This window comes from Pseudomonas sp. TMW22090, assembly GCF_022496665.1.
In the GTDB taxonomy this organism is placed as follows: domain Bacteria; phylum Pseudomonadota; class Gammaproteobacteria; order Pseudomonadales; family Pseudomonadaceae; genus Aquipseudomonas; species Aquipseudomonas gregormendelii.
Genome location: NZ_SCFH01000005.1, coordinates 74110 through 99792, shown reverse-complemented (window position 1 = coordinate 99792; position 25683 = coordinate 74110). Strand labels below are relative to the sequence as shown.

At 60.2% G+C, this 25683-nt stretch carries 20 protein-coding genes and 1 pseudogene; 14 read left to right on the top strand and 7 right to left on the bottom strand.

Annotation, left to right across the window (positions count from 1 at the left end):
* Position 1: 1 nt before the first annotated feature.
* Positions 2 to 2227 (bottom strand): TonB-dependent receptor, encoded by a 2226-nt coding sequence (locus tag EQV97_RS15590; protein WP_240889213.1) that lies wholly within the window; start codon positions 2225 to 2227, stop codon positions 2 to 4.
* A 206-nt stretch (positions 2228 to 2433) separates the two neighbouring features.
* On the opposite strand from EQV97_RS15590, the gene EQV97_RS15585 reads away from it, so the two are divergent.
* Positions 2434 to 3474, top strand: a complete 1041-nt coding sequence (locus EQV97_RS15585; RefSeq protein WP_240889212.1) for a LacI family DNA-binding transcriptional regulator — start codon at positions 2434 to 2436, stop codon at positions 3472 to 3474.
* A gap of 40 nt (positions 3475 to 3514) precedes the next feature.
* Here the strand turns inward: EQV97_RS15585 and EQV97_RS15580 are convergent.
* Positions 3515 to 3712: pseudogene (locus EQV97_RS15580) on the bottom strand (LysR family transcriptional regulator); the annotation flags it as partial.
* Between the two features lie 17 nt (positions 3713 to 3729).
* Here EQV97_RS15580 and EQV97_RS15575 point away from each other — a divergent pair.
* On the top strand, positions 3730 to 4470 hold the full coding sequence (locus EQV97_RS15575; protein ID WP_240889211.1) for an SDR family oxidoreductase: 741 nt from the start codon (positions 3730 to 3732) through the stop codon (positions 4468 to 4470).
* Positions 4471 to 4625: 155 nt separating this feature from the next.
* Here EQV97_RS15575 and betT read toward each other — a convergent pair whose 3' ends face one another.
* Positions 4626 to 6581, bottom strand: coding sequence for a choline transporter BetT (betT, locus tag EQV97_RS15570; protein ID WP_163019513.1), 1956 nt, complete (start codon positions 6579 to 6581; stop codon positions 4626 to 4628).
* Positions 6582 to 7077: 496 nt separating this feature from the next.
* A complete protein-coding gene (gene epsC / locus EQV97_RS15565) occupies positions 7078 to 8004 on the bottom strand; it encodes a serine O-acetyltransferase EpsC (RefSeq protein WP_045061305.1) in 927 nt (308 codons plus the stop codon).
* A 190-nt stretch (positions 8005 to 8194) separates the two neighbouring features.
* Between epsC and EQV97_RS15560 the strand changes: the two genes are divergently transcribed.
* The 12 genes from EQV97_RS15560 (at position 8195) to EQV97_RS15505 (ending at position 20064) form a co-directional block, all read left to right on the top strand.
* Entirely contained in the window at positions 8195 to 9187 is a 993-nt protein-coding gene (locus EQV97_RS15560; RefSeq protein WP_201148530.1) for a D-cysteine desulfhydrase, read from the top strand.
* A 249-nt stretch (positions 9188 to 9436) separates the two neighbouring features.
* Entirely contained in the window at positions 9437 to 10231 is a 795-nt protein-coding gene (gene tcyJ, locus EQV97_RS15555) for a cystine ABC transporter substrate-binding protein (RefSeq protein ID WP_045061303.1), read from the top strand.
* Positions 10231 to 10896: a cystine ABC transporter permease gene (tcyL, locus tag EQV97_RS15550; protein ID WP_122840762.1), complete on the top strand. Its 666-nt coding sequence runs from the start codon at positions 10231 to 10233 to the stop codon at positions 10894 to 10896. The genes tcyJ and tcyL overlap by 1 nt, the downstream gene beginning before the upstream one ends.
* 4 nt (positions 10897 to 10900) lie before the next feature.
* On the top strand, positions 10901 to 11656 hold the full coding sequence (gene tcyN / locus EQV97_RS15545; protein ID WP_240889210.1) for an L-cystine ABC transporter ATP-binding protein TcyN: 756 nt from the start codon (positions 10901 to 10903) through the stop codon (positions 11654 to 11656).
* 317 nt (positions 11657 to 11973) lie between these two features.
* Positions 11974 to 13215: an SfnB family sulfur acquisition oxidoreductase gene (locus EQV97_RS15540; RefSeq protein WP_240889209.1), complete on the top strand. Its 1242-nt coding sequence runs from the start codon at positions 11974 to 11976 to the stop codon at positions 13213 to 13215.
* Between the two features lie 38 nt (positions 13216 to 13253).
* Positions 13254 to 14447, top strand: a complete 1194-nt coding sequence (locus tag EQV97_RS15535) for an SfnB family sulfur acquisition oxidoreductase (RefSeq protein ID WP_240889208.1) — start codon at positions 13254 to 13256, stop codon at positions 14445 to 14447.
* Positions 14447 to 15805, top strand: a complete 1359-nt coding sequence (locus tag EQV97_RS15530) for an LLM class flavin-dependent oxidoreductase (RefSeq protein ID WP_240889207.1) — start codon at positions 14447 to 14449, stop codon at positions 15803 to 15805. Before EQV97_RS15535 ends, EQV97_RS15530 begins: the two co-directional genes overlap by 1 nt.
* 77 nt (positions 15806 to 15882) lie before the next feature.
* On the top strand, positions 15883 to 16692 hold the full coding sequence (locus tag EQV97_RS15525) for a MetQ/NlpA family ABC transporter substrate-binding protein (protein ID WP_122840767.1): 810 nt from the start codon (positions 15883 to 15885) through the stop codon (positions 16690 to 16692).
* Between the two features lie 2 nt (positions 16693 to 16694).
* Positions 16695 to 17816 (top strand): ATP-binding cassette domain-containing protein, encoded by a 1122-nt coding sequence (locus EQV97_RS15520; protein WP_240889206.1) that lies wholly within the window; start codon positions 16695 to 16697, stop codon positions 17814 to 17816.
* Positions 17806 to 18450 carry a methionine ABC transporter permease gene (locus EQV97_RS15515; RefSeq protein WP_045061295.1) on the top strand — a complete coding sequence of 215 codons (645 nt, stop codon included), beginning with the start codon at positions 17806 to 17808 and terminating at the stop codon, positions 18448 to 18450. Before EQV97_RS15520 ends, EQV97_RS15515 begins: the two co-directional genes overlap by 11 nt.
* Before the next feature lie 494 nt (positions 18451 to 18944).
* A complete protein-coding gene (locus EQV97_RS15510; RefSeq protein ID WP_122840770.1) occupies positions 18945 to 19295 on the top strand; it encodes a hypothetical protein in 351 nt (116 codons plus the stop codon).
* A 139-nt stretch (positions 19296 to 19434) separates the two neighbouring features.
* A complete protein-coding gene (locus EQV97_RS15505; protein ID WP_240889205.1) occupies positions 19435 to 20064 on the top strand; it encodes a class I SAM-dependent methyltransferase in 630 nt (209 codons plus the stop codon).
* 210 nt (positions 20065 to 20274) lie between these two features.
* On the opposite strand, the gene EQV97_RS15500 is transcribed toward EQV97_RS15505, so the two are convergent.
* The 3 genes from EQV97_RS15500 to EQV97_RS15490 are packed head-to-tail and all read right to left on the bottom strand — an operon-like array spanning position 20275 to position 25492.
* A complete protein-coding gene (locus tag EQV97_RS15500) occupies positions 20275 to 23328 on the bottom strand; it encodes an efflux RND transporter permease subunit (RefSeq protein ID WP_225569224.1) in 3054 nt (1017 codons plus the stop codon).
* Positions 23325 to 24392: an efflux RND transporter periplasmic adaptor subunit gene (locus EQV97_RS15495; protein WP_201148536.1), complete on the bottom strand. Its 1068-nt coding sequence runs from the start codon at positions 24390 to 24392 to the stop codon at positions 23325 to 23327. The genes EQV97_RS15500 and EQV97_RS15495 overlap by 4 nt, the downstream gene beginning before the upstream one ends.
* Entirely contained in the window at positions 24389 to 25492 is a 1104-nt protein-coding gene (locus EQV97_RS15490; protein ID WP_201148537.1) for an efflux RND transporter periplasmic adaptor subunit, read from the bottom strand. The genes EQV97_RS15495 and EQV97_RS15490 overlap by 4 nt, the downstream gene beginning before the upstream one ends.
* Positions 25493 to 25683: the final 191 nt, after the last annotated feature.

Sequence of the window (25683 nt, the reverse complement as noted above, 5' to 3'; positions counted from 1 at the left end):
TTCAAAAATCCTTGCGCAGTTGCACACCAAAGTAGCGTTCGTCGTCGCGTGGCACCGCACGGTAGATGTAGCTGCCGCCACTGGCCAGGGCCGTTGAATAGGATTTGTCCGCCAGGTTCTTGCCCAACAGCGCCACGCGCCAGCCGTTGCTGTAATCCGCCAGGGCCACGCTGGCATTCCAGATTCCGTAGGCACCCTGTTTGGTGTCAGGATTCTGGCTGATGTCGTACTGCACTTCGCTCTGCCAGCTGTAGTCGGTGCCCAGTTCGATATCCAGGCCGTTATCCAACGCAATCGTGTAATCGGCGCGCACGTAGCTTTTCCAGTCCGGACTGAACGGCAGCGGCTTGCCATTGACGTTGCACGATGCCGCTGCGCCGGTCGGGCAGGCGAACTCGTCGATGCGCGCGCGGGTGTAGGCCAGGGCACCGGAGAACTTCAGTTGCTGGGTAGCTTGCAACGAATAATCGAGTTCTACGCCTTCGGTGCTGACACTGCCGGCGTTGATCAGGCGAGTGACAACCTGGCCGGCAACGGTGTCGAAAAAGTTCGCCTGGTAGTTGTCGTAATCACTGTGGAAGATCGCGAGGTTGGTGGTCAGGCGATTGTTCCAGGAAGTGGCTTTGATCCCCAGCTCCCAATTGTTGGAGGTTTCCGGTTTGAGCGCGTCCGTATCACGCGGCTGCATATTGAAGAACACGTTGTAAGCCGGGCCTTTATAGCCGCGCGAGTACGTCAGGTAGATGGTGACTGCATCGCTCAAGTCGTACTGCACGCCGAGCCGACCGGACCAGCCATCCTCATCCACCGCCCCCGAACTGCTGGTCGCAGGTTGAATGCCGCTGACAGTGGTTGCCGATGTGGAGACCCGACGGTGATCGTATTCCAGATCGTCATGCGTCCAGCGCAAGCCGGCGATGCCACGCAAGTTCGAGGTGAAGTTGAGCGTACTTTCACCGAACACCGCGTAGCTGTCGCTTGTTGTGCTGTAATCGGCGACACCACGATTGACGCTGGTGGGCGTGATCAGCGTCCGCTGATAGGTTTCCTCGTCCTTGCCGTGCATGTAGAACAGCCCACCGACGTACTCGAGAAACTCGCCTTTCGGTGAAGCCAGGCGCAGCTCCTGTGAATACTGATCGAATGCCAGGTCGCCCTTGTCGGCGGTGCCGGGGAACGCTGCGGTGATGGTGCTCAGGCGATCGCCATCCTGATACTGGGTGTTGTCCCAGCCGCGCCATGCGGTGATCGAAGTCAGGGTGTAATCGCCCAGCTGCCAGTCGAGCTGGCCGGACAGGCCCTTGTTGATGTCCTCGACATGGGTGCGCGTGTCGGTGTTGATCTTGCGGTTGTCACTGGACCCGCGCACCGGGTTCAAGGCGTTGGCGAATGCCGGCGTCAGCGACTCGCTGACCACACCGTTCGGTGCATCGTCGTGGGACTGCATGAAGTCGGCGATGAAGGTGAATGTCAGGTCATCGTTGGGCGTGAACTCCAGTTTGCCGCGGGCGCCCTTGTGGTTGTAACCGTTGACCTCCTGACCGTTGCGCTCGTTGTCGACGTTACCGTCGTAGCTGCCGAACAGTGTCGAGATCGAGCCCTTCAGCGTATCTGGAATCAAGCTGCCGCCGAGGCCGAAACGGGTGCGGCTTTCGTTGCCGGTGTAGTAGGACTGATCGATATAGCCGTGGGTCTCGGCGGTCGGCGCCTTGCTGGTGATGTTGAGCACGCCGGCAGACGCATTCTTGCCGAACAGCGTGCCTTGCGGACCGCGCAGCACTTCGACGCGCTCCAGATCGAGGAGGTCGAGGGTCGACTGGCCCGGACGGGCGTAGACCACGCCATCGATCACCGTGGCGACGGTCGGTTCGACGCCGGGCGACGTGGAAATCGTGCCGACACCGCGAACGAACAATGAGGTGTCCTTGTTCGACGCGCCAGCACGAAAGTTCAGCGACGGCACCTGCTGGACGATACCCGCCACGCCGTTGCGGTTGTCGCGTTCAAGCTGCTCGCCGTCGATTACCGACACTGCAACAGGGACTTTTTGCAGTGATTCTTCACGGCGGGTGGCAGTGACCGTGACGGATTTGAGCGTCGGTTCCTGATCGGCGCTATCAGCGGCGAATGCAGTGGGCAGCGGCAATGCGGCCAACCCGGAAAGTAACCAGCCCGCGGCACTAATGGATTGCGCCAGTTTTTGTGTTGCCCCAGGAAAATTGTGCATGGTCTGCCCGCTCGAATGTATGCCCTGAACCCCTGCCGTTCTGCGACGACAGCGCCTGAAATGTGTCTTGGGCATTCGCTCGAGCGAGTAGCAGACAAAACGCTTTGTTAGCGCTAACATCAACAGTATCAGCAAGGCGCGTATAGACCGTCCAATACTGAAAAATTACTTTTATATACCATTTAGTTTTTAATAAGGATGGTGACTTGAGCGCAGACAAGCCCCGCAAACGCCGTGGCGCCGGGCGGGTGACACTCAATACCGTGGCGCGGCAGGCAGGTGTGTCGGCAATCACCGTTTCGCGTTATTTCAACCAGCCGGAACAGGTTTCGCCCGAACGACGCGAGCGCATTGCCGCTGCAGTCGCCGAGTTGGGGTACGTGCAGAATCTGGTCGCTGGAGGCTTGGCCTCTGCCAGGGGGAAAATCGTCGGCATGGTCATCCCGAACATCTCCGGCCCCATCTTCGCCAGCACCATTCAGGGGTTCAGCGACACCCTCAACCGCCATGGTTATCAACTGCTACTGGCGTCCAGCTACTTCAGCGCCGAGCAAGAGGAAAGCGCCGTCAGGGCCTTCCTGGGCTGGTCGCCGGCAGCGCTGGTGCTCACCAGCCATTTCCACAGTGCGGGCACTGAAAAGATGATCGCTGAAGCGGACATCCCGGTGATTGAAACCTGGGACTATCAGCCAGAGCGCGAACCGATTCAGATCGGGTTTTCTCACTTTGAGGTGGGCGTGACGGCAGCACGCTATCTGCACCGAAAAGGCTACCGACGGATCGCGTTTGTGCAGAACAGCGCGGCCGGGGATTTCAGTGCGCTGGAAAGACGCGACGGCTATAGCGCCACACTTCGTGGATTGGGGCTGGAGCCTTGGGTGTTCGCGCCAGAAGCGGACCGGTCGCCATTCGAAGCCGGAAAGCAGGCGATGGAGGCGCTGATGGGAACCTCGCCACCTCCCGACGCGATCATCTTCGCCAACGACAACCTCGCCGCCGGTGGTTTGCTGGCAGGACAGCGAGCCGGGTTGAACATACCCCAAGACTGCGCTGTGCTCGGATTTGGCGATTACCCATTTGCCGAAATGCTGCTGCCCAGTTTAAGCACCATCAAGCCCCCGGCGCTGCAGATTGGCGTGCTGGCGGCGACACGGGTATTGGAAAGCCTTGGGGTGCTGCCGGTCGAAGATGAGTTACAGCGGTTGAACCTGCTGGAATGCCATGTGATAGCGCGCGAGAGCGCTTGAGTGACTTACCGCAACAGCGTGCCATACGCTAAATAGATCGCAGCTGCGCGCAGCGCAAGTAATGCGCCTCGCCCTCCCGGGTGGGACGTACCTTGCGTGTACTACGCTCAAGCAGCCGCGTGCCGAGCCAAGCCTCGAACTGGTTCAGTGTGTGGGTCAAGGTCGCCCGAGGCAGATTCAGGTCTTCGGCCACCAGGGTAAAGCTGCTGTACTCCCAGATCCGAACGAAAACCTTCATCAGCAGGTATCAACGCCATGACCTCTCTAACATCGAAAGTTGCCATCGTGACCGGCGCTTCCCGCGGCATCGGCGCCGTCATCGCCAGGCAACTGGCGAGCGAAGGTTTCGCTGTCGCCATCAACTACGCCAGCAGTGCCACCGAAGCTGCAAAACTGGTGGAGGAACTGCGTCAGGCGGGTCATCAGGCCACCGCTATCAAGGCCGACGTGGCCAATGCCGCAGACGTGCGCAAACTGTTCGACGAGACCGAAACGCAGTTGGGCAAAGTCGATGTGCTGGTGAATAACGCCGGCATCCTCAAAGTGATGCCGCTGGCCCAACATACTGACGAGCTGTTTGACCAGACCTTCAATATCCACGCCCGGGGCACGTTCAACACCCTGCGTGAAGCGGCCACTCGCCTGAATGACGGCGGGCGTATTATCAACTTCTCCAGCAGTACCGTCGGCATGAACCTGCCGGGCTATGCGGTGTACATTGCCAGCAAGGCGGCAGTGGAATCGCTGACGCAAGTGTTCGCCAAGGAGATGCGCGGACGGCAGATCAGCGTTAACGCGATCGCACCCGGTCCGGTGGCGACCGAACTTTTTTTGCACGGGAAGAGCGAAGAGCAGATTCAGAACTTCGCGAAGATGCCGCCGTTGGAGCGCCTGGGGCAACCGGAGGACATCGCTCGCGTGGTGTCGTTTCTGGTGGGGCCGGATTCGGCTTGGGTCAACGGGCAGATTCTGCGGGTGAATGGCGGGTTGGTTTAAGCTGGTGTGCAGGCAGGTCTGGCACCATCGGCGTGGTCACTGCCGGCCAGTCCGCGAGCTCGGACCTGGTAGTCGGCAGTGTGGTGTTCAGCGCTCCGCCGGCGGCATTGGTGTTGTTCATGGTGGTGACTCAAGCCTGAGCCACCACCGTTTGATCAACGTACCAAATGCAGGAACTGCATGTGCCGCTCGTACTGATCGAGGATGTCGTTGATGATCTGCTCCTTGGTGTAGCCGACCAGATCATAGTCCTGACTGCCCTCGGCCAAATGCACTTCAGCCCTGTAGTAACGGCGATTGTTGAGCTGCTTGGAGCCCATGCCACCCCGGGCGAAGGACGGGGTGAAGTAACCGCGCATCTGCACTTGATAGATGAACGGGTGCTCCTCGCCATGACCGATTTCCAGGCTGACGCTGTCGTTGGCCGGGTCGGGTTGAGTGACCACGCTCAAGCCCTTCTCGACGAACACGGCCGTCACTTCTTCAATCGCCGGGCGCACCGTCGTATCAAGGAAGCGATAGACTTCGTCACGCGACGGGAAATGCACGGCCTGAGTCAAGCGTTGACGCCATCCGCCACGCCGCGAGCCGGATACCGGCGCAAGGGAATGCAGCTGCGCAATCTGCTTCTGCGACTCCAGGTAAAACGCCTTGTGCAGGCCCCACATCATCAGCAGCAGAATCAGCGAGAACGGCAGCGAGGTCAGCACCACCGCTGACTTGAGCGCATCGATACTGCCGGAAAACAGCAACGCACTGGTCACCAGCGCCGTCATCGCGCCCCAGAACACTCGCAGCCATTTCGGGCCATCCTCATCGGGATTGCCCCCCTTGGCCGATAGCGTCGACAGCACCACCGTGCCGGAGTCGGCCGAGGTGACGAAAAACACGAAGCTGATGAACACGGTGACCGCGATCACCGTCTTGCTCCACGGATAGGTTTCCAGCAGCAGGTACAACGTCATCGACGGGTTGTCGATGGCGGACATGCCCAGTGCACTCATGCCGTGATTGAGCACCTGATCGATCGCGCTGTTACCGAAGATCGACATCCACGCCAGGGTGAAACCCAGCGGAATCAGCAATACGCCAAAGACGAACTCGCGGATGGTCCGGCCACGGGAAATCCGTGCGATGAACAGCCCCACGAACGGCGACCACGCAATCCACCAGGCCCAGTAGAACACCGTCCAGCCACCCAGCCAGTCGCTTGGTTTGTCATAGGCGTACAGGTCGAAGCTCTTCATCGGCAAGGCGCCGAGATAGTCGCCGATGTTCTGGATCAAGGTATTGAGCAAGTGCTGGGTAGGACCGGCGAACAACACAAACAGCAGCAACGCGCAGGCCAGCAGCATGTTGATATCGGACATCACCCGCACGCCTTTGTCGACGCCGGACACCGCAACGATGATTGCCGCGCCCATCATCAGCGTGATCAAGCCGACCTGAATCCACTGGGTATGGGCGATACCGAACAGGTAGTCGAGGCCGGAATTGAGGTGCAACACCCCAAAACCCATGTCGGCACCCAGGCCGAACACCGTGGCGATGATGCCAAAGCCATCCACCGCGTAGCCGATCGGGCCGTTGATGCGCTTGCCAATCAGCGGGTACAGCGCCGAACGCAAGGCCAGGGGCAGGTTATGCCGGTAGGCGAAGTAAGCCAGCGCCATGCCCACGAACGCGAACACACCCCAACCGTGCAGACCCCAGTGCAGGAACAGAATCTGCATTGCCTGGCGTGCGGCATCCGCCGTGCCCGCTTCCCCTTGAGGCGGTTGCGCCAGGTGAGTCAGCGGTTCGGACACGCAAAAGAAGAACAGTGTGATGCTGATCCCGGCGGCGAACAGCATGCCGGCCCAGGACAGGTAACTGAATTCGGGTTCGTCGTGGTCGGCACCGAGCTTGATCTTGCCGTAGCCAGACAAGGCGGTGACCACCACGAAGACCAGATACAGGGTCATCGCGAGCATGTAATACCAGCCGACCGTGTTGGCCGCCCAGTTTTGCGCTTCCAGAAGCCAGGCACCGGCCTGTTCAGGCATGGCGATGACGACAATGCCAAACAGCAGGATAAACGTCGCCGCGAAGTAGAACACCGGCGGATTCATGCGGACCTGGCCGCTTGGAGGGAGAGACGATGCACTCATGAAGCGTGCACCTCAACGGTTGCGGATGTGGCTGTAAAAATCGGACTCAGCAAAGGCAAGCCTCCTGTTGTGAGCGGGCAGCGAACCAAGGTTTTAACTTGAATGAACGTTCAAGTTAAACATGAATAGGGCGCTAAGGACTAATCGCAAGGCTCGGCGGTACTGTCTGTACGCTAGCTCAAGGAAGGGTATGACGCGGGGCTGCAGGTATTCGTTCAGCAAGAAAGTAGCGATAAATGCCATTATCTCGGTCGGCTTGAAATCCTTCGCGGGCAAGCCACGCTCCCACAGGAGTTACGTCGTACGGTAATTACGCGAACGACATCAATCCTGTGGGAGCGTGGCTTGCCCGCGAAGGCAGAGTTGTGTCGTACGGTAATTACGCGAACGACGTCAATCCTGTGGGAGCGTGGCTTGCCCGCGAAGGCGTTAGCAAGATCACTGAGGATTTCAGCCCTTACTTCTGCGTCCCGTCGTCGTGCTGCAGATTCGCCTGTGTCAGGTTGCACCCCGCCGGCACACTGCGAGTCAGCCAGACATTGCCGCCAATGGTCGAGCCCTTGCCAATGGTTATCCGCCCCAGGATCGTCGCACCGGCATAGATCACCACGTCATCCTCGACAATCGGATGCCGGGCATGGCCCTTCTGCAACTGCCCGTCCTCATCCGCCGGAAACCTCTTGGCGCCTAGCGTCACCGCCTGATAAATCCGCACGCGCTCGCCAATGATGGCCGTCTCGCCAATCACCACGCCCGTCCCGTGATCAATAAAGAAGCTGCGGCCAATCTGCGCACCAGGGTGAATATCGATCCCGGTGGCCGAGTGCGCGATTTCCGCGCTGATCCGCGCCAGCAGGGGCAAGCCGGCGCGATACAAATGGTGCGCCAGGCGATGGTGAATCACCGCCAGGATGCCGGGATAGCACAGCAGCACTTCATCGACACTGCGTGCCGCCGGGTCGCCGTGATAAGCCGCCAGTACGTCGGTGTCCAGCAAACTGCGCAGGCCCGGCAAGGCGAGTGCGAAATCCTGGATGATCTGAATCGTCCGCGCCTCGACCTCGGTATCGGCCTGCGCACTGTGGCGCGCGGCGTAACGCAGTTCGAGGCGTGCCTGGGCAAGCAACGCGTTGAGGGCGACATCCAGGGTGTGGCCGACGTAGAAGTCTTCGCTCTCCTCGCGCAGGTCCACAGGGCCCAGGCGCATCGGGAACAATGCTCCACACAGCGCTTCAAGAATTTCCGCCATGGCCGCCCGGGAAGGTAATTCCCGACCGCCCTGCTCTCCGCTGACACGGCCATTCTGGGTGCGCCACTGATCACGCGCTGTACGCAGTTGGCTGACGATGGTCTGCAACTGCCAATGGCTGGAACGCTCGCTCACGGTAAAAACTCCTCTCGGGCGGCCGGACTGTCTGGCCGCCTTGACGGCAATTACTTTACGGCAAGGTCTCAAAATCGAATTAAGAACCAATAGTGCTGTACCCAGTACTTTCAGCTATAAGCGATTCACGGTTGCCCACGGATTTGGGGCTGCCTATAGTCCTGACACCTTCCTCCGCCAGTACGGAACCATGATCAAACAACAGCTCGCCCGTTTTGACCGCCTCGACCTGCTCGGCCATCCCACGCCCCTGGAAAAACTCGAACGCCTCTCGACCTGGCTGGGCCGTGATGTCTACGTCAAGCGCGACGACCTGACGCCACTGGCGATGGGCGGCAATAAGCTGCGCAAGCTCGAGTACCTGGCAGCCGACGCATTGTCCCAGGGTGCCGATACCTTGATCACCGCCGGGGCGCTGCAATCCAATCACGTGCGGCAAACGGCAGCCCTGGCCGCCAAGCTGGGACTGGGCTGCGTCGCCCTGTTGGAAGATCCCCTGGGCACGGATGACCAAAATTACCTGGGCAATGGCAATCGCCTGCTACTGGACCTGTTCGACGCCAAGGTTGAGCGGGTGGAAAACCTCGACAATGCCGACGGCCAACTGCAGGCCCTGGCAGATCGCCTGCGTAACAATGGCAAGAACCCATATGTAGTGCCGATTGGCGGTTCGAATGCCTTGGGTGCACTGGGCTACGTGCGCGCCGGCCTTGAGTTGGCCGAGCAGATCAAGGACACCGGCCTGACCTTTGCCGCCGTGGTCCTTGCCTCCGGGAGCGCCGGGACCCACAGCGGTCTGGCCTTGGCTTTGAGCGAAGTACTGCCGGATTTGCCAGTGATCGGGGTGACCGTATCGCGCAGCGATGAAGAGCAGCGCCCCAAGGTGCAGGGGCTGGCCGAGCGCACGGTAGAGCTGTTGGGTATGAGCCTGCCACCAGCCTTCAAAGTGCAACTGTGGGACGAGTATTTCGGCCCGCGTTACGGCGAGCCAAACGCCGGGACCTTGTCGGCCGTGAAACTGCTGGCGAGTCAGGAAGGCTTGTTGCTGGACCCGGTGTACACCGGCAAGGCCATGGCTGGAATGCTCGATGGCATTGGCCGGCAGCGTTTTGATGAGGGACCGATCATTTTCCTGCACACGGGTGGGGCGCCGGCGTTGTTTGCTTACAAGGATTTCCTTTAACGGGTTGCAAGATCAAAAGATCGCAGCCTTCGGCAGCTCCTGCAATGGTGTGCCGCTTATTCTTTTAACGAATAAAAGAAGCGATATTTATTATTTTATTATCTATCGTCGTCATCATATAGTCGCGCCGCAGGCGAATTTGTGGCAAAACACATATGCTGCTTCAGGGCAGCATCATGCAGTCGCTTCAATCCCGAATTTGCCAACTTTCCTAAAGCGTCTTCCCATAAGAAACCACAGGGGCTTGTCATGAATTTTTCCGTACTACGTCGAAATCTGCTGGTAGGTTCGCTGGGCCTGGCGCTGAGCGCCGGCCTGATCGGCCAGGCCGTTGCCGGTGAGCAACTGCAAAAAATCAAGGACGCAGGCGTGATCAACGTCGGCCTGGAAGGCACCTACCCACCGTTCAGTTTCGTCGACGCCGACGGCAAACTGGCCGGCTTCGAAGTTGAATTCTCCGAAGCCCTGGCCAAAGAACTGGGCGTGAAAGTGAAGCTGCAACCGACCAAATGGGACGGGATCCTCGCGGCCCTGGAATCCAAGCGCCTCGACGCCGTGGTCAACCAAGTAACCATTTCCGAAGAGCGCAAGAAGAAGTACGACTTCTCCGAACCGTACACGGTTTCCGGGATTCAGGCGCTGGTTCTGACCAAGAACAAGGACACCATCAAAACCGCCAATGACCTCGCTGGCAAGAAAGTCGGCGTGGGCCTGGGCACCAACTACGAACAGTGGGTAAAAGCCAACGTACCGGGCGCCGACGTGCGCACTTACGAAGATGATCCGACCAAGTTCCAGGACCTGCGAGTGGGTCGTATCGACGCCATCCTGATCGACCGCCTTGCAGCGCTGGAATACGCCAAAAAGGCCAAGGACACCACCGCCGCCGGTGAACCGTTCTCCCGTCAGGAAGCCGGTATCGCCCTGCGTAAAGGCGAACCTGAACTGCTGGCGGCCGTGAACAAGGCGATCGACAAGCTGCGTGCCGACGGCACACTGACCAAGCTTTCGGAAAAGTACTTCAACGCTGACGTCACTAAATAATGGAAGAGGCTTTCCAACTCGCGCTGGATTCCGCGCCTTTCCTGCTGAAGGGTGCGTACTACACGGTGATCTTGAGCCTGGGCGGCATGTTTTTCGGCCTGCTGATGGGCTTTGGCCTGGCCTTGATGCGCTTGTCGCGCTTCAAGCTGGTGAGCTGGATCGCCCGCATCTACGTGTCGTTCTTTCGCGGCACACCGTTGCTGGTGCAACTGTTCGTGATCTATTACGGCTTGCCGCAACTGGGTGTCGAACTTGATCCGTTGCCAGCGGCCCTGATTGGCTTCTCGCTGAACATGGCCGCCTACGCCTGCGAAATCCTGCGGGCCGCGATCAGCTCCATCGAACGCGGCCAATGGGAAGCCGCCGCGAGTATCGGCATGACCCGTGCGCAGACCTTGCGCCGGGCCATTCTTCCGCAAGCGATGCGCACGGCCCTGCCGCCACTGGGCAACAGCTTCATTTCGCTGGTCAAGGACACCGCCCTGGCAGCCACCATCCAGGTGCCGGAACTGTTCCGCCAGGCGCAGCTGATCACCGCTCGTACCTTCGAAATCTTCACCATGTATCTTGCCGCCGCACTGATCTACTGGATTCTGGCCACGGTGCTGTCGCACCTGCAGAACAAGTTGGAAGAGCGGGTCAATCGGCACGACCAGGAGTCCTGACCCAATGATTGTCGTGGAAAAACTGACAAAGCAGTTCAAGGGTCAGGTGGTGCTCAACGGCATCGACCTGCAGGTGAAGGCCGGCGAGGTGGTGGCGATCATCGGGCCTAGCGGCTCGGGCAAAACCACCTTCCTGCGCTGCCTTAACTTTCTTGAAGAACCCACCAGCGGCCGGATCAAGGTCGGCGACATCGAAATCGATGGCAGCCGTCCACTGAACCAGCAGCAAAGCCTGGTGCGCCGCCTGCGCCAGCACGTGGGTTTCGTGTTTCAGAACTTCAACCTGTTCCCCCATCGCACCGCCCTGGAAAATGTCATCGAAGGGCCCATCGTGGTGAAAAAAATCCCCCAGGCCGAGGCTGTCGCCTTGGGTAAGAAGCTCTTGGCCAAGGTCGGCCTGGCCGGCAAGGAAGACGCCTATCCAAGGCGCCTCTCCGGTGGCCAGCAACAGCGCGTGGCAATTGCCCGGGCGCTGGCGATGGAGCCGGAAGTGATTTTGTTCGATGAACCGACTTCAGCGCTGGACCCGGAGCTGGTGGGTGAAGTGCTGGCGACCATCCGCGGTCTGGCCGAGGAGAAGCGCACCATGGTTATCGTGACTCATGAAATGGGGTTCGCCCGGGATGTCGCCAACCGCGTGGTGTTTTTCGACAAGGGCGTGATCGTGGAACAAGGTGAGGCGAAAGCATTGTTTGCCAATCCTCAAGAAGAACGGACTAAACAATTCCTTAGCAAGTTTCTGAACAGCACCCACGCATAACCTCCCCGCAATACTTTTAACTTCCAAGGATGGAAGTCTCCCTTGCGTTACAAACTCAAAACCTGTGTGCGGCTCAAACCGAGACGTCTGCGTGGGAGTGAGAGTCAGCCATACCTTCTATGCATATTCCTAAAAGTTAGTTTATTTATTATTTATACACGTTTACGGTATATGCACCGGACCACCGGACATTCTTGATTTCGTTCGCCGCCATTTCGCGCGGCGTTTCCATAAAGATGTGAGGTAGGTATGGTCCGGAACACAATCACCCCAGTGCAGAACGCCAGGGCATTGCGTGCAGCCAAGGAGTGGCACTGATGTCCAGTCTGGCAGATGCACTCGTCCAGAGTGATCTGGATATCGCCCCGTTGTTATTGCCAGCACAGGTGCTGCGCAACGATGCGCAAGCCATCAAGGCCGCTCGTGAACTCGCGCAGGTCGCGCGCCTGCAAGCAGCCAGGCGCGACCAGCAGCGCAAGCTGCCCTGGTCGGAAATCGAACAGTTCACCCGTAGCGGCCTGGGCAGTATTTCCATTCCCCGCGAATACGGCGGCCCGCAGGTTTCCTTCGTGACCCTGGCCGAGGTGTTCGCGATTATTTCCGCGGCCGACCCGGCATTGGGTCAAATCCCGCAGAACCAGTTCGGCATCCTTCATCTACTGCTCGGCAGCGCCACCGATGCGCAAAAAAAGCAGTTGTTCACCAGCGTGCTTCAAGGCTGGCGGATCGGTAATGCCGGTCCCGAGCGCGGCACCAAAAACACTCTGGAACTCAAGGCGCGAATCACCCAGAGCGGCGACGATTTCGTGATCAACGGGCAGAAATTCTACTCAACCGGCGCGCTGTTCGCCCATTGGGTAGCGGTCAAGGCGCTCAACGACGACGGCAAGCAAGTCCTGGCCTTCGTTCGTCGCGGCACGCCGGGTTTGCGCATCGTTGATGACTGGTCGGGTTTTGGCCAGCGCACTACCGCCAGCGGCACCATTCTGCTGAACAACGTGCAGGTTGAACCTGAACTGGTCGTGGATAACTGGAAGATCAATGACACGCCCAATATCCAGGGCGCCGTCTCGCAGTTGATTCAGGCAGCGATTGACGCCGGTATCGCCCGGGGCGCCATCGACGACGCCATCGAGTTCGTGAAAACCCGTGCCCGGCCATGGATCGATGCCCAGGTCGAACGAGCCAGCGACGACCTCTATGTGATCGCCGACATCGGCAAGCTGAAAATCGAACTGCACGCAGCCGAAGCGCTGTTGCGCAAAGCCGGCAAGGTCCTTGATCAGGTCAGCGCCACGCCGCTGACTGCCGAGTCTGCGGCCCGAGCCTCGATAGCCGTGGCCGAAGCCAAAGTGCTGACCACCGAGATCTCGTTACAGGCCAGTGAAAAACTCTTCGAACTGGCTGGCAGTCGCGCCACCCTCGCCGAATTCAATCTCGACCGCCACTGGCGTAATGCGCGGGTGCACACGCTGCACGATCCGGTGCGCTGGAAATATCACGCGGTCGGCACTTACCACTTGAACGGCACCCTGCCGGCTCGTCATTCCTGGATTTGACCCCCGGAACACTTTTGACCAGATCTCTGGAGAAGCACATGCCTCTTTCTCACCACGTCGCGGTCATAACCAGCGATGAGCAAGCCTTGGTCGTCGCCAGTGACCTGGCCGATGATTTCAAACGCGACAGCGCCCTGCGCGACCGCGAACGCCGTTTGCCACACCCGGAACTTGAAGTGTTTTCGCGCTCGGGCCTCTGGGGCATCAGCGTGCCTAAAGAATATGGCGGCGCCGGCGTGTCCAACGTCACATTGGCCAAGGTCATCGCTCTGATCGCCCAGGCAGATGGCTCCCTGGGGCAAATTCCGCAAAACCATTTCTACGCCCTCGAAGTGCTGCGTGTAAACGGCAGTGAAGAGCAGAAAAAACGCCTGTACACCGAAGTATTGGCCGGCCAGCGCTTCGGCAATGCGCTCGCCGAACTGGGCACCAAAACCGCCCACGACCGCGTCACTCGCCTCACCAGAGAGGGCGACGGCTATCGCATCAACGGTCGCAAGTTCTACGCCACCGGCGCAATCTATGCCCAGCGCATCCCCACTTCGGTGGTGGATGAGCATGGGGTGCAGCAACTGGCGTTCGTGCCGCGCAACAGCAAAGGCCTGACGGTGATCGACGACTGGAGCGGGTTCGGCCAGCGCACCACCGGCAGCGGCTCAGTAGTATTCGAAGATGTGTTCGTCGCGGCCGAGGACGTGATCCCGTTTCAAAGCGCTTTCGAGCGGCCAACGCCAGTCGGCCCCCTGGCGCAGATTCTCCACGCGGCCATCGACACCGGTATCGCCCGCGCCGCCTACGAAGATGCGCTGCACTTCGTGCGCACCAAGACCCGGCCATGGATTGACGCCACCCACGAAAAGGCCACTGAAGACCCGCTGACCATCAAAAGCTTCGGCCACTTGAGCATTCGCCTGCACGCAGCCGAAGCGCTGCTGGAACGCGCCGGCGAATACCTCGACAAGGCCCAGGTCGACACCCAGGCCGCAACCGTCGCGGCAGCCTCGATTGCCGTCGCCGAAGCCCGCGCCATCAGCACCGAAATCTCTCTCGCGGCGGGCAGCACACTGTTCGAATTGGCAGGCAGCCAGGCGACCCTGATCGAACATGGCCTGGATCGCCACTGGCGCAACGCCCGGGTACATACCCTGCACGACCCGGTGCGCTGGAAATACCACGCCGTGGGCAACTACTACCTCAACGATGAAAACCCACCACTACGGGGGACCATCTGATGACCGTTGCTAAGAAGAAGATCCTGCTCAATGCATTCAACATGAACTGCATCGGGCACATCAATCACGGGCTGTGGACCCATCCACGGGACAACTCCACCGAATATAAAACCATCGAATACTGGACCGAACTGGCGCAACTGCTCGAGCGCGGCCTGTTCGATGGCTTGTTCATCGCCGACATCGTCGGGGTGTATGACGTCTACCAGAATTCGGTGGACGTGCCGCTCAAAGAATCAATCCAGCTGCCCGTCAACGATCCCCTGCTGCTGGTTTCGGCCATGGCCGCCGTCACCCGCAATCTTGGTTTCGGCCTGACGGCAAACCTCACTTATGAGCCGCCGTACCTGTTCGCCCGGCGCATGTCCACGCTCGACCACCTGAGCCGAGGCCGGGTTGGCTGGAACATCGTCACCGGTTATCTCGACAGCGCGGCCAAAGCCATGGGCTTGCGCGAACAGGTCGAACACGACCGGCGCTACGACCAGGCTGATGAGTACCTGCAAGTGCTCTACAAGCTCTGGGAAGGCAGCTGGGAGGACGGTGCAGTGGTGAACGACCCCGTGCAACGCGTCTATGCGCAACCAGACAAAGTGCACAAGGTCGAGCACAAGGGCGAGTTCTATCAGGTCGAGGGTTATCACCTCTGCGAACCCTCACCGCAACGCACGCCGGTGCTGTTCCAGGCTGGCAGCTCGGATCGCGGGCTGCTGTTTGCCGGGCGTCACGCCGAGTGCGTGTTCATCAGCGGCCACAACAAACCGTCGACCAGGGCCCAGGTGGACAAGGTGCGCGCCAGTGCCGTCGAGGCCGGACGCAAGCCCGAGGACATCAAGGTGTTCATGGGGTTGAACGTGATCGTCGGCGCCACCGAAGAACTTGCCTGGAACAAGCATGCCGAGTACCTGAGCTACGCCAGCGCGGAAGCCGGCGTGGCGCACTTCTCGGCGTCTACCGGGATCGATTTTGCCGAATACGAAATCGATGAGCCGATCCAGTACGTAAAGAGCAACGCCATCCAGTCAGCGACCAAAAACCTGCAGAACAATGACTGGACCCGACGCAAGTTGCTCGAACAACACGCCCTCGGTGGCCGCTACATCACCGTGGTCGGTTCGCCGGAGCAAGTGGCCGATGAACTCGAATCGTGGATCGCCGAGACCGGTCTCGACGGCTTCAACCTGACGCGCATCGTCACACCGGAAAGCTATGTGGATTTCATCGAGCTGGTGATCCCGGAGTTGCAGCGTCGAGGGTCGTACAAGACCGCTTACGACGACGGCAGCCTGCGGGAGAAGCTGTTCCACGCACAGGCGCATTTGCCAGCGCAACACATCGGCGCCGAGTTCCGCCGCTAAGAGCATCGCGGGCAAGCCTTGCTCGCGATGACATTCGCACAAACGCCCAAATTCATGCACTGACTGGAAAAACCATCATGACCAAAAAGCTCATCTCTCACCCAGTCAAAGTACTGGCCCTGGCCCTCGGCCTCTTCAGCTCGGTGACCTTCGCCGCTGACGCCCCACTGAAAATCGGTACCACCGCCGCCTTTGCCATTCCCCTGGAAGCCGCTGTCGAAGAAGCCAACAAGCAGGGCCTGAAAGTCGAACTCGTCGAATTCAGCGACTGGATCGCCCCCAACGTCAGCCTCGCCGCCGGCGACATCGACGTGAACTACTTCCAGCACATCCCTTTCCTGGAAAACGCCAAGGCCGCCGCAGGGTTTGACCTGGTGCCGTTCGCGCCAGGAATCATCAACAACGTCGGTCTCTACTCGAAAAAATACAAAAGCTTCGATGAGCTGCCAGAAGGCGCCACCGTCGCGATCGCCAACGACCCGATCAACAGCGGCCGCGGCCTGCAGCTGTTGGCCAAGGCCGGCCTGATCACCCTCAAGCAGGGTGTCGGCTACAAGGCCACCGAAGAAGACATCGTCGCCAACCCGAAGAAAATCAAGATTCTCCAGGTCGAAGCGGTGCAACTGGTACGCGCATACGATGACGCCGACCTGGTACAGGGCTACCCGGCCTACATCCGCCTGTCCAAGACTTTTGATGCTGGCTCTGCCCTGCTGTTCGACGGCCTTGATCACAAGGAATACGTGATCCAGTTCGTGATCCAGCCCAAGAGCAAAACCGACCCGCGCCTGATCAAGTTCGTCGACATCTACCAGCATTCGCCAGCCGTTCGCGCCGCCCTGGACCAGGCCCACGGCAAGCTCTATCAAGCTGGCTGGGAAAGCTGAGAATGAGCGCTGCCACCCAGCTGCGACTGGATATTCCAGAGCAACGTAATGCGCAACAAGCCCAACTGCACCCGGAATTGAACCGCGCCCACGTGCGCTTCGTTGGCCTGGGCAAAACCTACAATGGCCAGCAGGGTCCGGTGGCGGCCCTGCACGGCATCGACCTGGCGATCCAGCGCGGCGAAGTATTCGGCATCATCGGCCGCAGCGGCGCCGGCAAATCGTCGCTGATCCGCACCATCAACCGCCTCGAACAACCGAGTAGCGGGCGGGTGCTGATTGATCAGGTCGACATCGGCGAGTTCGATGAAGACCGCCTGGTGGCGCTGCGGCGACGCATCGGCATGATCTTCCAGCATTTCAACCTGATGTCCGCCAAGACGGTGTGGCAGAACGTCGAGTTGCCGCTGAAAGTGGCGGGTGTACCGAAGGAAAAACGCGAGCGCAAAGTGCACGAACTGCTGGAGCTGGTCGGCCTGGAAGGCAAGCACAAGGCCTACCCGGCACAGTTGTCCGGCGGGCAGAAACAGCGAGTCGGCATCGCCCGGGCCCTGGTGCACGACCCGCAGATTCTGCTGTGCGACGAAGCCACCTCGGCACTGGACCCGGAGACCACCCAATCGATCCTCGGCCTGCTGCGCGAGATCAATCAGCGCCTGGGCCTGACCATCGTGCTGATCACCCACGAGATGGCGGTGATCCGCGACATCTGCGACCGCGTCGTGGTGCTGGAGCATGGACACATCGTCGAGCAGGGCCCGGTCTGGGAAGTGTTTGGCAACCCGCAGCACGAAGTCAGCAAGACCCTGCTTGCGCCGCTGCAACACACCTTGCCGCAGGAACTGCAAAGCCGTTTGCAGCCGCAACCACCATCGCCGGATGCAGCGGTGGTGCTGCGTCTGCAGTTCACCGGCAGCGCCACCGACGAGCCCGACCTGGCTGCGCTGTTCAGCGCACTCGGCGGTCGCGTGCGCCTGCTGCAAGGTGGTGTGGAACGGATTCAGGGACATGCCCTGGGGCAACTGCTGCTGGCGGTGTCAGGCTCGTCTCTGGGCGCTCAGCAACTGCGCCAACGCGCCGGGCAATGGGCGCAACAGGTAGAGGTGCTTGGCTATGTGGTTTGATCGCTTGCTGCAAGGCTTTATCGACACCTTCCTGATGGTGGGTGTCTCGTCATTGATCGCGCTGCTGGCGGGCATTCCGCTGGCGGTCATTCTGGTCACCAGCGCCAAGGGCGGCATCTACGAAGCGCCGGCGCTCAACCGTGCATTGGGCGCGTTCGTGAACCTGTTTCGCTCGATCCCGTTCCTGATTCTGATGGTGGCCCTGATTCCATTCACCCGGCTGATCGTCGGCACCACCTACGGTGTCTGGGCGGCCGTAGTGCCCCTGACGATTGCCGCCACGCCATTCTTTGCGCGCATTGCCGAGGTCAGCCTGCGCGAGGTGGATCATGGGCTGATCGAAGCGGCGCAAGCGATGGGCTGCCGGCGCTGGCACATTGTCTGGCACGTGCTGTTGCCTGAAGCGCTGCCGGGGATTGTCGGCGGGTTCACCATCACCCTGGTCACCATGATCAACTCATCGGCAATGGCCGGCGCGATTGGTGCCGGTGGGCTGGGTGACATCGCGTATCGGTACGGCTATCAGCGGTTTGACAGCCAGATCATGTTGACGGTGATCGTGCTGCTGGTGGTCTTGGTGGCGATTATCCAGCTGGGCGGGGATCGCCTGGCGCGGGGGTTGAACAAGCGCTGAATCAAGATCAAAAGATCGTCCGATCGCGGCCCGAGCCTGCGGCAGCTCCTACAGGGATAGATGTTCACCGAGGATGTGCGGATCACCACGCTCCTGTAGGAGCTGCCGAAGGCTGCGATCCTGGCGATCGGAAAAACGCTACAAACCGGGAAGTTTTCTGACAGAAAAATCAGCGTTCCTACACGCATGTTCCCTTCCCTTTGCAGGAAATTTCCTAGATTATTTCGCCCGCTTGCGCCTACTGATTTCCGTGTCTAATCTCGGCCCGTCACTGCTCATCAGTGACCGGGTTTAGTCGCCCGGATATCACTTGGCGTACAGCGCTACCTCTCTCAGGTGTTTTTTATCGCCTGAACTTTATGGTGGCTGTGCGCAGGGCACCCTCGGGTGCGCCGGGGTTCCAGGTGACCGGTCGACTAACCTGCGTGCAGCCGCCACCCCTTCTCGTTTAGTCGCGAAATCGGTTGGCTCCTACCACCACCTGGAGTTTAACAATGAAAAAGCCTGTCCCCGATCCACCCTCCAATGCAACCAGGAACGATGACCTCCAAAGAGACCGCTCCGCACTCTACCGTGCCATCGATTTCTACCTGGCCGGCGAACAACCGTCGGCTCCCGATGAGCTCAGGTTCTACAACGTCAGCAACGATGTAAGCTTTGAAGACACCCAGCTCTACATCGCCGATTTGTTGCGGTGCGCATCGGTCACGGCCTATCAGTGTGGCGACCACCTCAAGGGTGCCGACCGAGCCATGGTGTATTCGATTTGGCATTTGCTGGAGATCGCCAAGGCGATGGTTGACCGGTCGATTGATTGTCTGGGGATGAATCAGGCGAAAGACTGACTTGACGGGTTTTGCTTGAGGCCGCCTTCGCGAGCACGCTCGCTCCTACAGGGAATGCGGCTTGCTCGCGAATGGCTGCGCGGCAGCCACCAGCCTGATGGCGTATATTTGGCGCATTCCCATTGCCGCGCAGCCCACCATGAAGCAGACCCCTGACGACCTGGAAAAAATCACCGCCTCCACCCTGGGCCATTACAACTCGGTGGCCGAGGGGTTTCGCGAAGGCACTCGCGATCATGATGTCAGCCAGAATATCGACGCTCTGCTGCGGCATATCCAGGGTAGCGCGCCTTTCGACATTCTCGATTTCGGCTGTGGCCCGGGGCGCGATCTGCAGACGTTTTCCCGCATGGGCCACACGGCTGTGGGCCTGGACGGCTCGGAGCAGTTCGCGCAGATGGCCCGTGCAGACAGTGGCTGTGAGGTCTGGCAGCAGGACTTTCTGAAGCTGGATTTGCCCGGTGAACGCTTTGACGGGATTTTTGCCAATGCCGTGCTGTTTCACATCCCGCGCCAGGAGCTGCCGAGGGTGCTGAAGGAGTTGCGCGGGGCGTTGAAGCCAGGTGGTGTGTTGTTCAGCTCAAATCCTCGCGGGCAGAACGAGGAAGGTTGGAACGGGCCGCGGTATGGGGCCTATCACGACTGGCAGGCGTGGCAGCAATTGCTGGCCGAGGCGGGGTTTGTGGAGTTGGAGCATTACTATCGCCCGGCAGGGCTGCCGCAGGAGCAGCAGCCGTGGTTGGCGAGTGTGTGGCGTAAGCCCGGGTAATCTGGCAGGACGCCATCGCGGGCAAGCCCGCTCCCACAGTGATTAAGGTCGGACCACAAAATGTGATCCTCCCTGATACCTGTGTATTAAGGCAGGACCACAAATTGTGATCCTCCCTGATACCTGTGCATTAAGGCAGGACCACAAATTGTGATCCTCCCTGATACCTGTGGGAGCGGGCTTGCCCGCGATGAGCGCGGAGCGCTCGCTTTACTGCGCTTCCGGTTTCGGCTCGCGAATCTTGTACCAGGCCACATACAGTGCCGGCAAAAACAGCAGCGTCAGCAAGGTCGCAATGATGATCCCGCCAATCATCGCGTAGGCCATGGGCCCCCAGAATACTTCCCGGGCAATCGGGATCATCCCCAGGCTCGCTGCCGCTGCCGTGAGCAGAATCGGCCGGCGCCGATGCTCCGTGGCTTGCACGACCGAGTCCCACGGCGAGTAGCCGTCTTTCTCAAAAGCCTCGATCTGCGTCACCAGGATCACCGAGTTACGGATGATGATACCGATCAGCGCAAGAATCCCCAGGATCGCCACGAAACCCATGGGCGTGCCGGTGGGGATCAGCGCCAGTACCACGCCGATCAATCCGAGCGGCGCGACGCTGGCCACCAGGAACAGCTTCTGCACGCTGTGCAACTGGATCATCAGGAACGTCGCCATCAGGAACAGCATCAGCGGCACGACCTTGGCGATCGGGCCCTGGGCCTTGCCGCTTTCCTCGACCGTACCACCGGTGGCGACCTTGTAGCCGACCGGCAATGTCGAGGCGAACTGCTCGATGGCCGGCTTGAGTTGCTTGACCAGGTCGGTGGGCTGAATCTCGTCCCGCACCGCCGCCTTGATGGTGATGGTCGGCTTGCGATCGCGACGCCACACCAGCGGCTGCTCAAGTTCATAGCGCACGGTGGCGAACGACAGCAGCGGAATCGACGTACCACTGGACGTCACGATCTGCAGGTTCTGCAGGGTCTCCGGCGTGCCGCGTTCGGCGTCCACTGCGCGTCCCACCACGTTGATCAGATAGATATCGTCATCTACCTGGGTCACGGGGGCGCCCACTACGATGCTGTTCATCAGGTTGGCCACGTCTTCCGAGGACAGCCCCAGCTGCCGTGCCTTGTCCTGGGCGATGTCGATGCGCAGGACTTTACCCGGCTCGTTCCAGTCGTAAATGATCTCGCCAATGTGCGAATTCTTGTCCAGCTCGGTGGCCAGCGCGATCGCATGCTTGCGCACTTGATCGATGTCCTTGCCGCTGACCCGGTACTGGATCGGCCGCCCGACCGGCGGGCCCATTTCCAGGGCCTGGACGTAGCTGCCGATGCCGACGAAATCCTTGCGCAGGCGTTCACGCAAGCGCTGGCTCAGGGCCTCGCGCGACTCCAGGCCCTTGCTGACGATGACCAGTTGCGCGTAGTACGGGTTCTGCAATTGCTGGTCGAGGGGCAGGTAGAAACGGATCGCACCTTCGCCGATATAGGTGCTCCAGCGCACGATATCCGGGTCGCCCTTGAGCGTTTCTTCGAGCTTGTTCACCGCCTTGCGGGTTTCGGCGATGGAAGCGTTTTGCGGCAGGTTCAGGTCGACGAGAATTTCCGGACGGTCCGAGGACGGGAAGAACTGGTTCTGCACGAATTGCATGCAGAACACCGACGCCGCGAACAGCGCAATGGTGATGCCGATCGCCCACCAGCGATTGCGCATGGCCCACAACATGCCGCCATTGAACGCCCGCCCGATACGGCCGGGTTCGGCGTTGTGCGGCTTCACATTGGCACTGAGAATATGCACGCCGATCACCGGGGCAAACAGTACCGCCACCACCCATGACACCAGCATCGCCACCGCGATCACCGCAAACAGCGTGAAGGTGTACTCGCCCGCCGAACTTGCGTTGAGGCCGATCGGGACGAAGCCGGCTACGGTTACCAGCGTACCGGTGAGCATCGGGAAGGCCGTGGAGGTATAGGCGAAGGTCGCCGCCTGCTCCTTGGTTTCGCCCATCTCCAGGCGCGTGACCATCATCTCCACCGTGATCATGGCGTCGTCCACCAGCAGGCCAAGGGCGATGATCAAGGCGCCCAGGGAGATCCGCTGCATGGTGATACCGCTGTACTCCATGAAGACGAAGACCATCGCCAGCACCAGCGGAATCGAACACGCCACCACCAGCCCGGCACGCACGCCGAGGCTGATGAAGCTGACGATCAGCACGATGACCACCGCCTCGAACAATGCGCTGGTGAAGCCGCCGACGGCTTTTTCCACCACTTCGGCCTGGTCGGAGACGCTGTGAACGCCCACGCCGACCGGCAGGTCAGCGGTCAGTTCTTCCATGCGTTGATGCAGGGCCTTGCCAAACTCCTGGATGTTGCCACCCTTCTTCATGGCGATGGCCAGGCCGATGGCGGTCTGGCCATTAAAACGGAATTCGGGCGTCGCCGGGTCGACGTAGCCGCGGCTTATGTCCGCGATGTCAGCCAGGCGATAGAAACGATCGTTGAGCTTGAGATTGACGTCCGCCAGGTCTTTTTCCGAAGCGAACTGGCCGGACGTGCGCACCGAAATCCGCTCAGGGCCTGCCTCGATCACACCGGCAGGCGTCACCGCGTTCTGTGATTGCAGGCTCTGCACCACCTGGCGCTGATCGATGCCCAGGGCCGCGAGTTTGCGCGTGGAGAAGTTCAGGTAAATCACTTCGTCCTGCTCGCCCACCATTTCGACCTTGCCCAACCCCGGCACGTCGCGGATCTGCGCGCGGACCTGCTCGACGTAATCGCGCAGCTGGCGCAGCGACAAACCATCAGAGGTGAAGGCGTACACCGAGCCGAACACATCACCGAACTCGTCGTTGAATCCCGGCCCTTGAATACCCTGCGGAAAATCACCGCGGATGTCGTTGATCTTTTTGCGCACCTGGTACCAGATTTCCGGGATGTCTTTGGCACTGGTGGTGTCGCGCAGGTAGACGAACACCGTGGATTCGCCGGGCCGGGTGTAGCTTTTGACGTAGTCGAGGGAATCAAGCTCTTCGAGTTTTTTCTCGATGCGGTCAGTGACCTGCTTGAGGGTTTCCTCCTGGGTCGCACCCGGCCAGTTGGTCTGGATGACCATGGTCTTGATGGTGAACGAGGGGTCTTCCTCGCGGCCCAGGTTCATGTAGGAGAACACGCCCATCAGCAGCGCGACGAACATCAGATACCAGACAAACGACTGATGCTTGAGGGCCCATTCGGATAAATTGAAACTCCCTTTCATTGTGGGCTTTCCTCGTCGATTTTCACTTTTTGCCCGGGTTTCAGGCTGTTCACGCCGGCACTGACCACACGCTCACCAGATTTCACGCCATCGGCCAGCACCACCGAGTCGTCCGTACGGCTGATCACATTGACGTCTCGCGGGGAAACGGTTTGGCTTTGTGCATCGATCACCCAGATTCGCGTCTTGCCATCGACTTCCTGCAAGGCGGTGACCGGCAATTCGATACGCGGCTTGATCGCCGAACTGAGCGTCACGCTGATGGCCGTGCCCAGGCGAAAGCCAGGGGGTGAATCCGCCAGGGTCAGGCGCGCGCGCCGGGTGCGGGTTGCGCTCTGCGCCTGAGGTTCGATTTCGCGAACGATGGCGGTGCTGGTGATACTCGGGTCCAGCTGCGAGGCCACCTGGAACACCACGTCCGGTGGCAACTGGTCGACCAGGGTGTCCGGCAGGTCAATCACTGCCTCCTTGATATCCGGTTGGGCCAGTGTGACCACTTGCTGACCTGCGGTGACGACCTGGCCTGCTTCGGCATTCCACGCGGTGACGATGGCCCTGTGATCGGTGCGCAGCTCGACGTAGCCGAGTTGGTCCTTGGCCTGATTGACGGCGGCCTTGGCTTGATCAAGGGACGCCTGGGTGGTTTTCAGATCGGTCTGGGCAATGTCCAGCTGAGCCTGCGCGCCGACGCCGCGATTGAACAGCTCCTGCTGGCGCCGGGCATTGGCCTGGGCGTTGATGAGCTGGGCCTGGATCTTCGCCAGATCACCCTGGGCAGCGCGCAACTGGTTCTGCTGATCCGTGGGGTCGAGCGTGGCGAGCAAAGCGCCTTTCTCGACTTCGGCGCCGACATCCACATTACGGCTGGCGATGCGCCCGGGCACGCGGAACCCGACGTTACTCTCGTAGCGCGCCTGGATACTGCCGGCGAAGCGACCGAGGGTTTCCTCGTTGAGCGCCTGGACCTTGATCGACAACACCGGGCGCACCGGCTCCGGCGGTGGCTCTTTCTTCGAGCAGGCTGCCAACATGACCCCGGCCATTACCAGCAACAGGCGCTTCATGGCTGGTTCCCCACTTCCAGATCCTTGTAGGTGTTCTCGGCGATTTCCACTTTTACCCCAGGGTGCAACAATTGCCCGCCGGCGATGATGACTTTGTCGCCCGCATTCAAGCCGTCGCTGATGATGACTTTACCGGTCAGGTATCGGCCGACAGTGACCGTGTGCAGTTGCGCCTTGCCCTCACCGTCCACTCGCCACACTGCAGGCTCGCTGATGTTTTTGGTCAGCGCCGACCACGGCAGCACCACGGCAGACTTGCCCGGGGTCTTGGCCGTGGCACTCACCACAGAACCCAATTGCATGCCATCAGGCAAATCATGAAGCGTGACCTTGACCTGTACGGTGCCGGTTTGTGCAGAGACCGCAGGCGTGACTTCGCGAACGGTGCCGGTGGTCTTGATTGCCGGGTTGTCCAGCAGGCTGACGACCACCGTCTTGTCTTCCGGGGCTTCGGTCAGCAGCGATTCATAGACGTTGAACACCGCATCGCGCTCGCCATCCCGGGCCAGGCTGAAAATCGGCACCGTGGCCTGCACCACCTGGCCGACTTCAGCCTGGCGCGCAGTAATCACGCCGGGTGCGTCAGCGATCAACGAGGTGTAGCTCAGTTGTTCACGCGCATTGGCCAACTGAGCCTGGGCGGCCGTCAACGCGCTCTGGCTGCTGCGTAAGGCGGCTTGGGCCGAATCGTATTCGCTTTGGCTGGTGTAACCCTTGGGCAGGAGCTTTTGCTGGCGCACGAACGCCGCAGCAGTCTGTTTGACCCGCGCCTGTTCGGCGGTGACCTGGGCCTGCGCCGAGTCGACATTGGTCTGCAGGTCCTTGGGGTCCAGCTTGGCCAACACTTGCCTGGCCGTCACGCGGTCCCCGACATCGACCATGCGCTGGATGATCTTGCCGCCGACCCGAAACGAAAGTTCGGTCTGCACCCGTGCCTGGACATCCCCCGTCAGGGTCACCGAGGCCGCGTAATCCGCCGGTTTGACCTCTTGCACGAACACCCGCGGGCGGTCCTTCTCGACCGGTTTTTCGTCACCGCAGGCAGTCAGCAAAGCCAACAGGCTCAGCCCAACCACCAGTTTTATTCCAGGACCAGCCATGCAGACTCCTTTGCGTAGTACGGGCGTGCGAATGTCGATACGACTGTGAGCTTAGAACAGGGTTCCAAGGGTGCCTCTGATGGGCGTCAAATAAACCGATTATGCTACTGCCGCGCCGGGCTGTTGAACCGCATCAGCACCGGGTTGAAGGCCCGATGTCCATTCCCGCACTCAAATCCAATGGCTGACAC

Coding starts and splice junctions, on each gene's coding strand:
- EQV97_RS15495 (WP_201148536.1), bottom strand. CDS start 24,392: ATGAAGCGCCTGTTGCTGGTAATGGCCGGGGTCATGTTGGCAGCCTGC.
- tcyN (WP_240889210.1), top strand. CDS start 10,901: ATGATTGTCGTGGAAAAACTGACAAAGCAGTTCAAGGGTCAGGTGGTG.
- tcyJ (WP_045061303.1), top strand. CDS start 9,437: ATGAATTTTTCCGTACTACGTCGAAATCTGCTGGTAGGTTCGCTGGGC.
- EQV97_RS15590 (WP_240889213.1), bottom strand. CDS start 2,227: ATGCACAATTTTCCTGGGGCAACACAAAAACTGGCGCAATCCATTAGT.
- EQV97_RS15490 (WP_201148537.1), bottom strand. CDS start 25,492: ATGGCTGGTCCTGGAATAAAACTGGTGGTTGGGCTGAGCCTGTTGGCT.
- EQV97_RS15560 (WP_201148530.1), top strand. CDS start 8,195: ATGATCAAACAACAGCTCGCCCGTTTTGACCGCCTCGACCTGCTCGGC.
- EQV97_RS15500 (WP_225569224.1), bottom strand. CDS start 23,328: ATGAAAGGGAGTTTCAATTTATCCGAATGGGCCCTCAAGCATCAGTCG.
- EQV97_RS15530 (WP_240889207.1), top strand. CDS start 14,447: ATGACCGTTGCTAAGAAGAAGATCCTGCTCAATGCATTCAACATGAAC.
- EQV97_RS15525 (WP_122840767.1), top strand. CDS start 15,883: ATGACCAAAAAGCTCATCTCTCACCCAGTCAAAGTACTGGCCCTGGCC.
- EQV97_RS15575 (WP_240889211.1), top strand. CDS start 3,730: ATGACCTCTCTAACATCGAAAGTTGCCATCGTGACCGGCGCTTCCCGC.
- EQV97_RS15515 (WP_045061295.1), top strand. CDS start 17,806: ATGTGGTTTGATCGCTTGCTGCAAGGCTTTATCGACACCTTCCTGATG.
- EQV97_RS15520 (WP_240889206.1), top strand. CDS start 16,695: ATGAGCGCTGCCACCCAGCTGCGACTGGATATTCCAGAGCAACGTAAT.
- EQV97_RS15505 (WP_240889205.1), top strand. CDS start 19,435: ATGAAGCAGACCCCTGACGACCTGGAAAAAATCACCGCCTCCACCCTG.
- EQV97_RS15540 (WP_240889209.1), top strand. CDS start 11,974: ATGTCCAGTCTGGCAGATGCACTCGTCCAGAGTGATCTGGATATCGCC.
- tcyL (WP_122840762.1), top strand. CDS start 10,231: ATGGAAGAGGCTTTCCAACTCGCGCTGGATTCCGCGCCTTTCCTGCTG.
- EQV97_RS15510 (WP_122840770.1), top strand. CDS start 18,945: ATGAAAAAGCCTGTCCCCGATCCACCCTCCAATGCAACCAGGAACGAT.
- betT (WP_163019513.1), bottom strand. CDS start 6,581: ATGAATCCGCCGGTGTTCTACTTCGCGGCGACGTTTATCCTGCTGTTT.
- EQV97_RS15535 (WP_240889208.1), top strand. CDS start 13,254: ATGCCTCTTTCTCACCACGTCGCGGTCATAACCAGCGATGAGCAAGCC.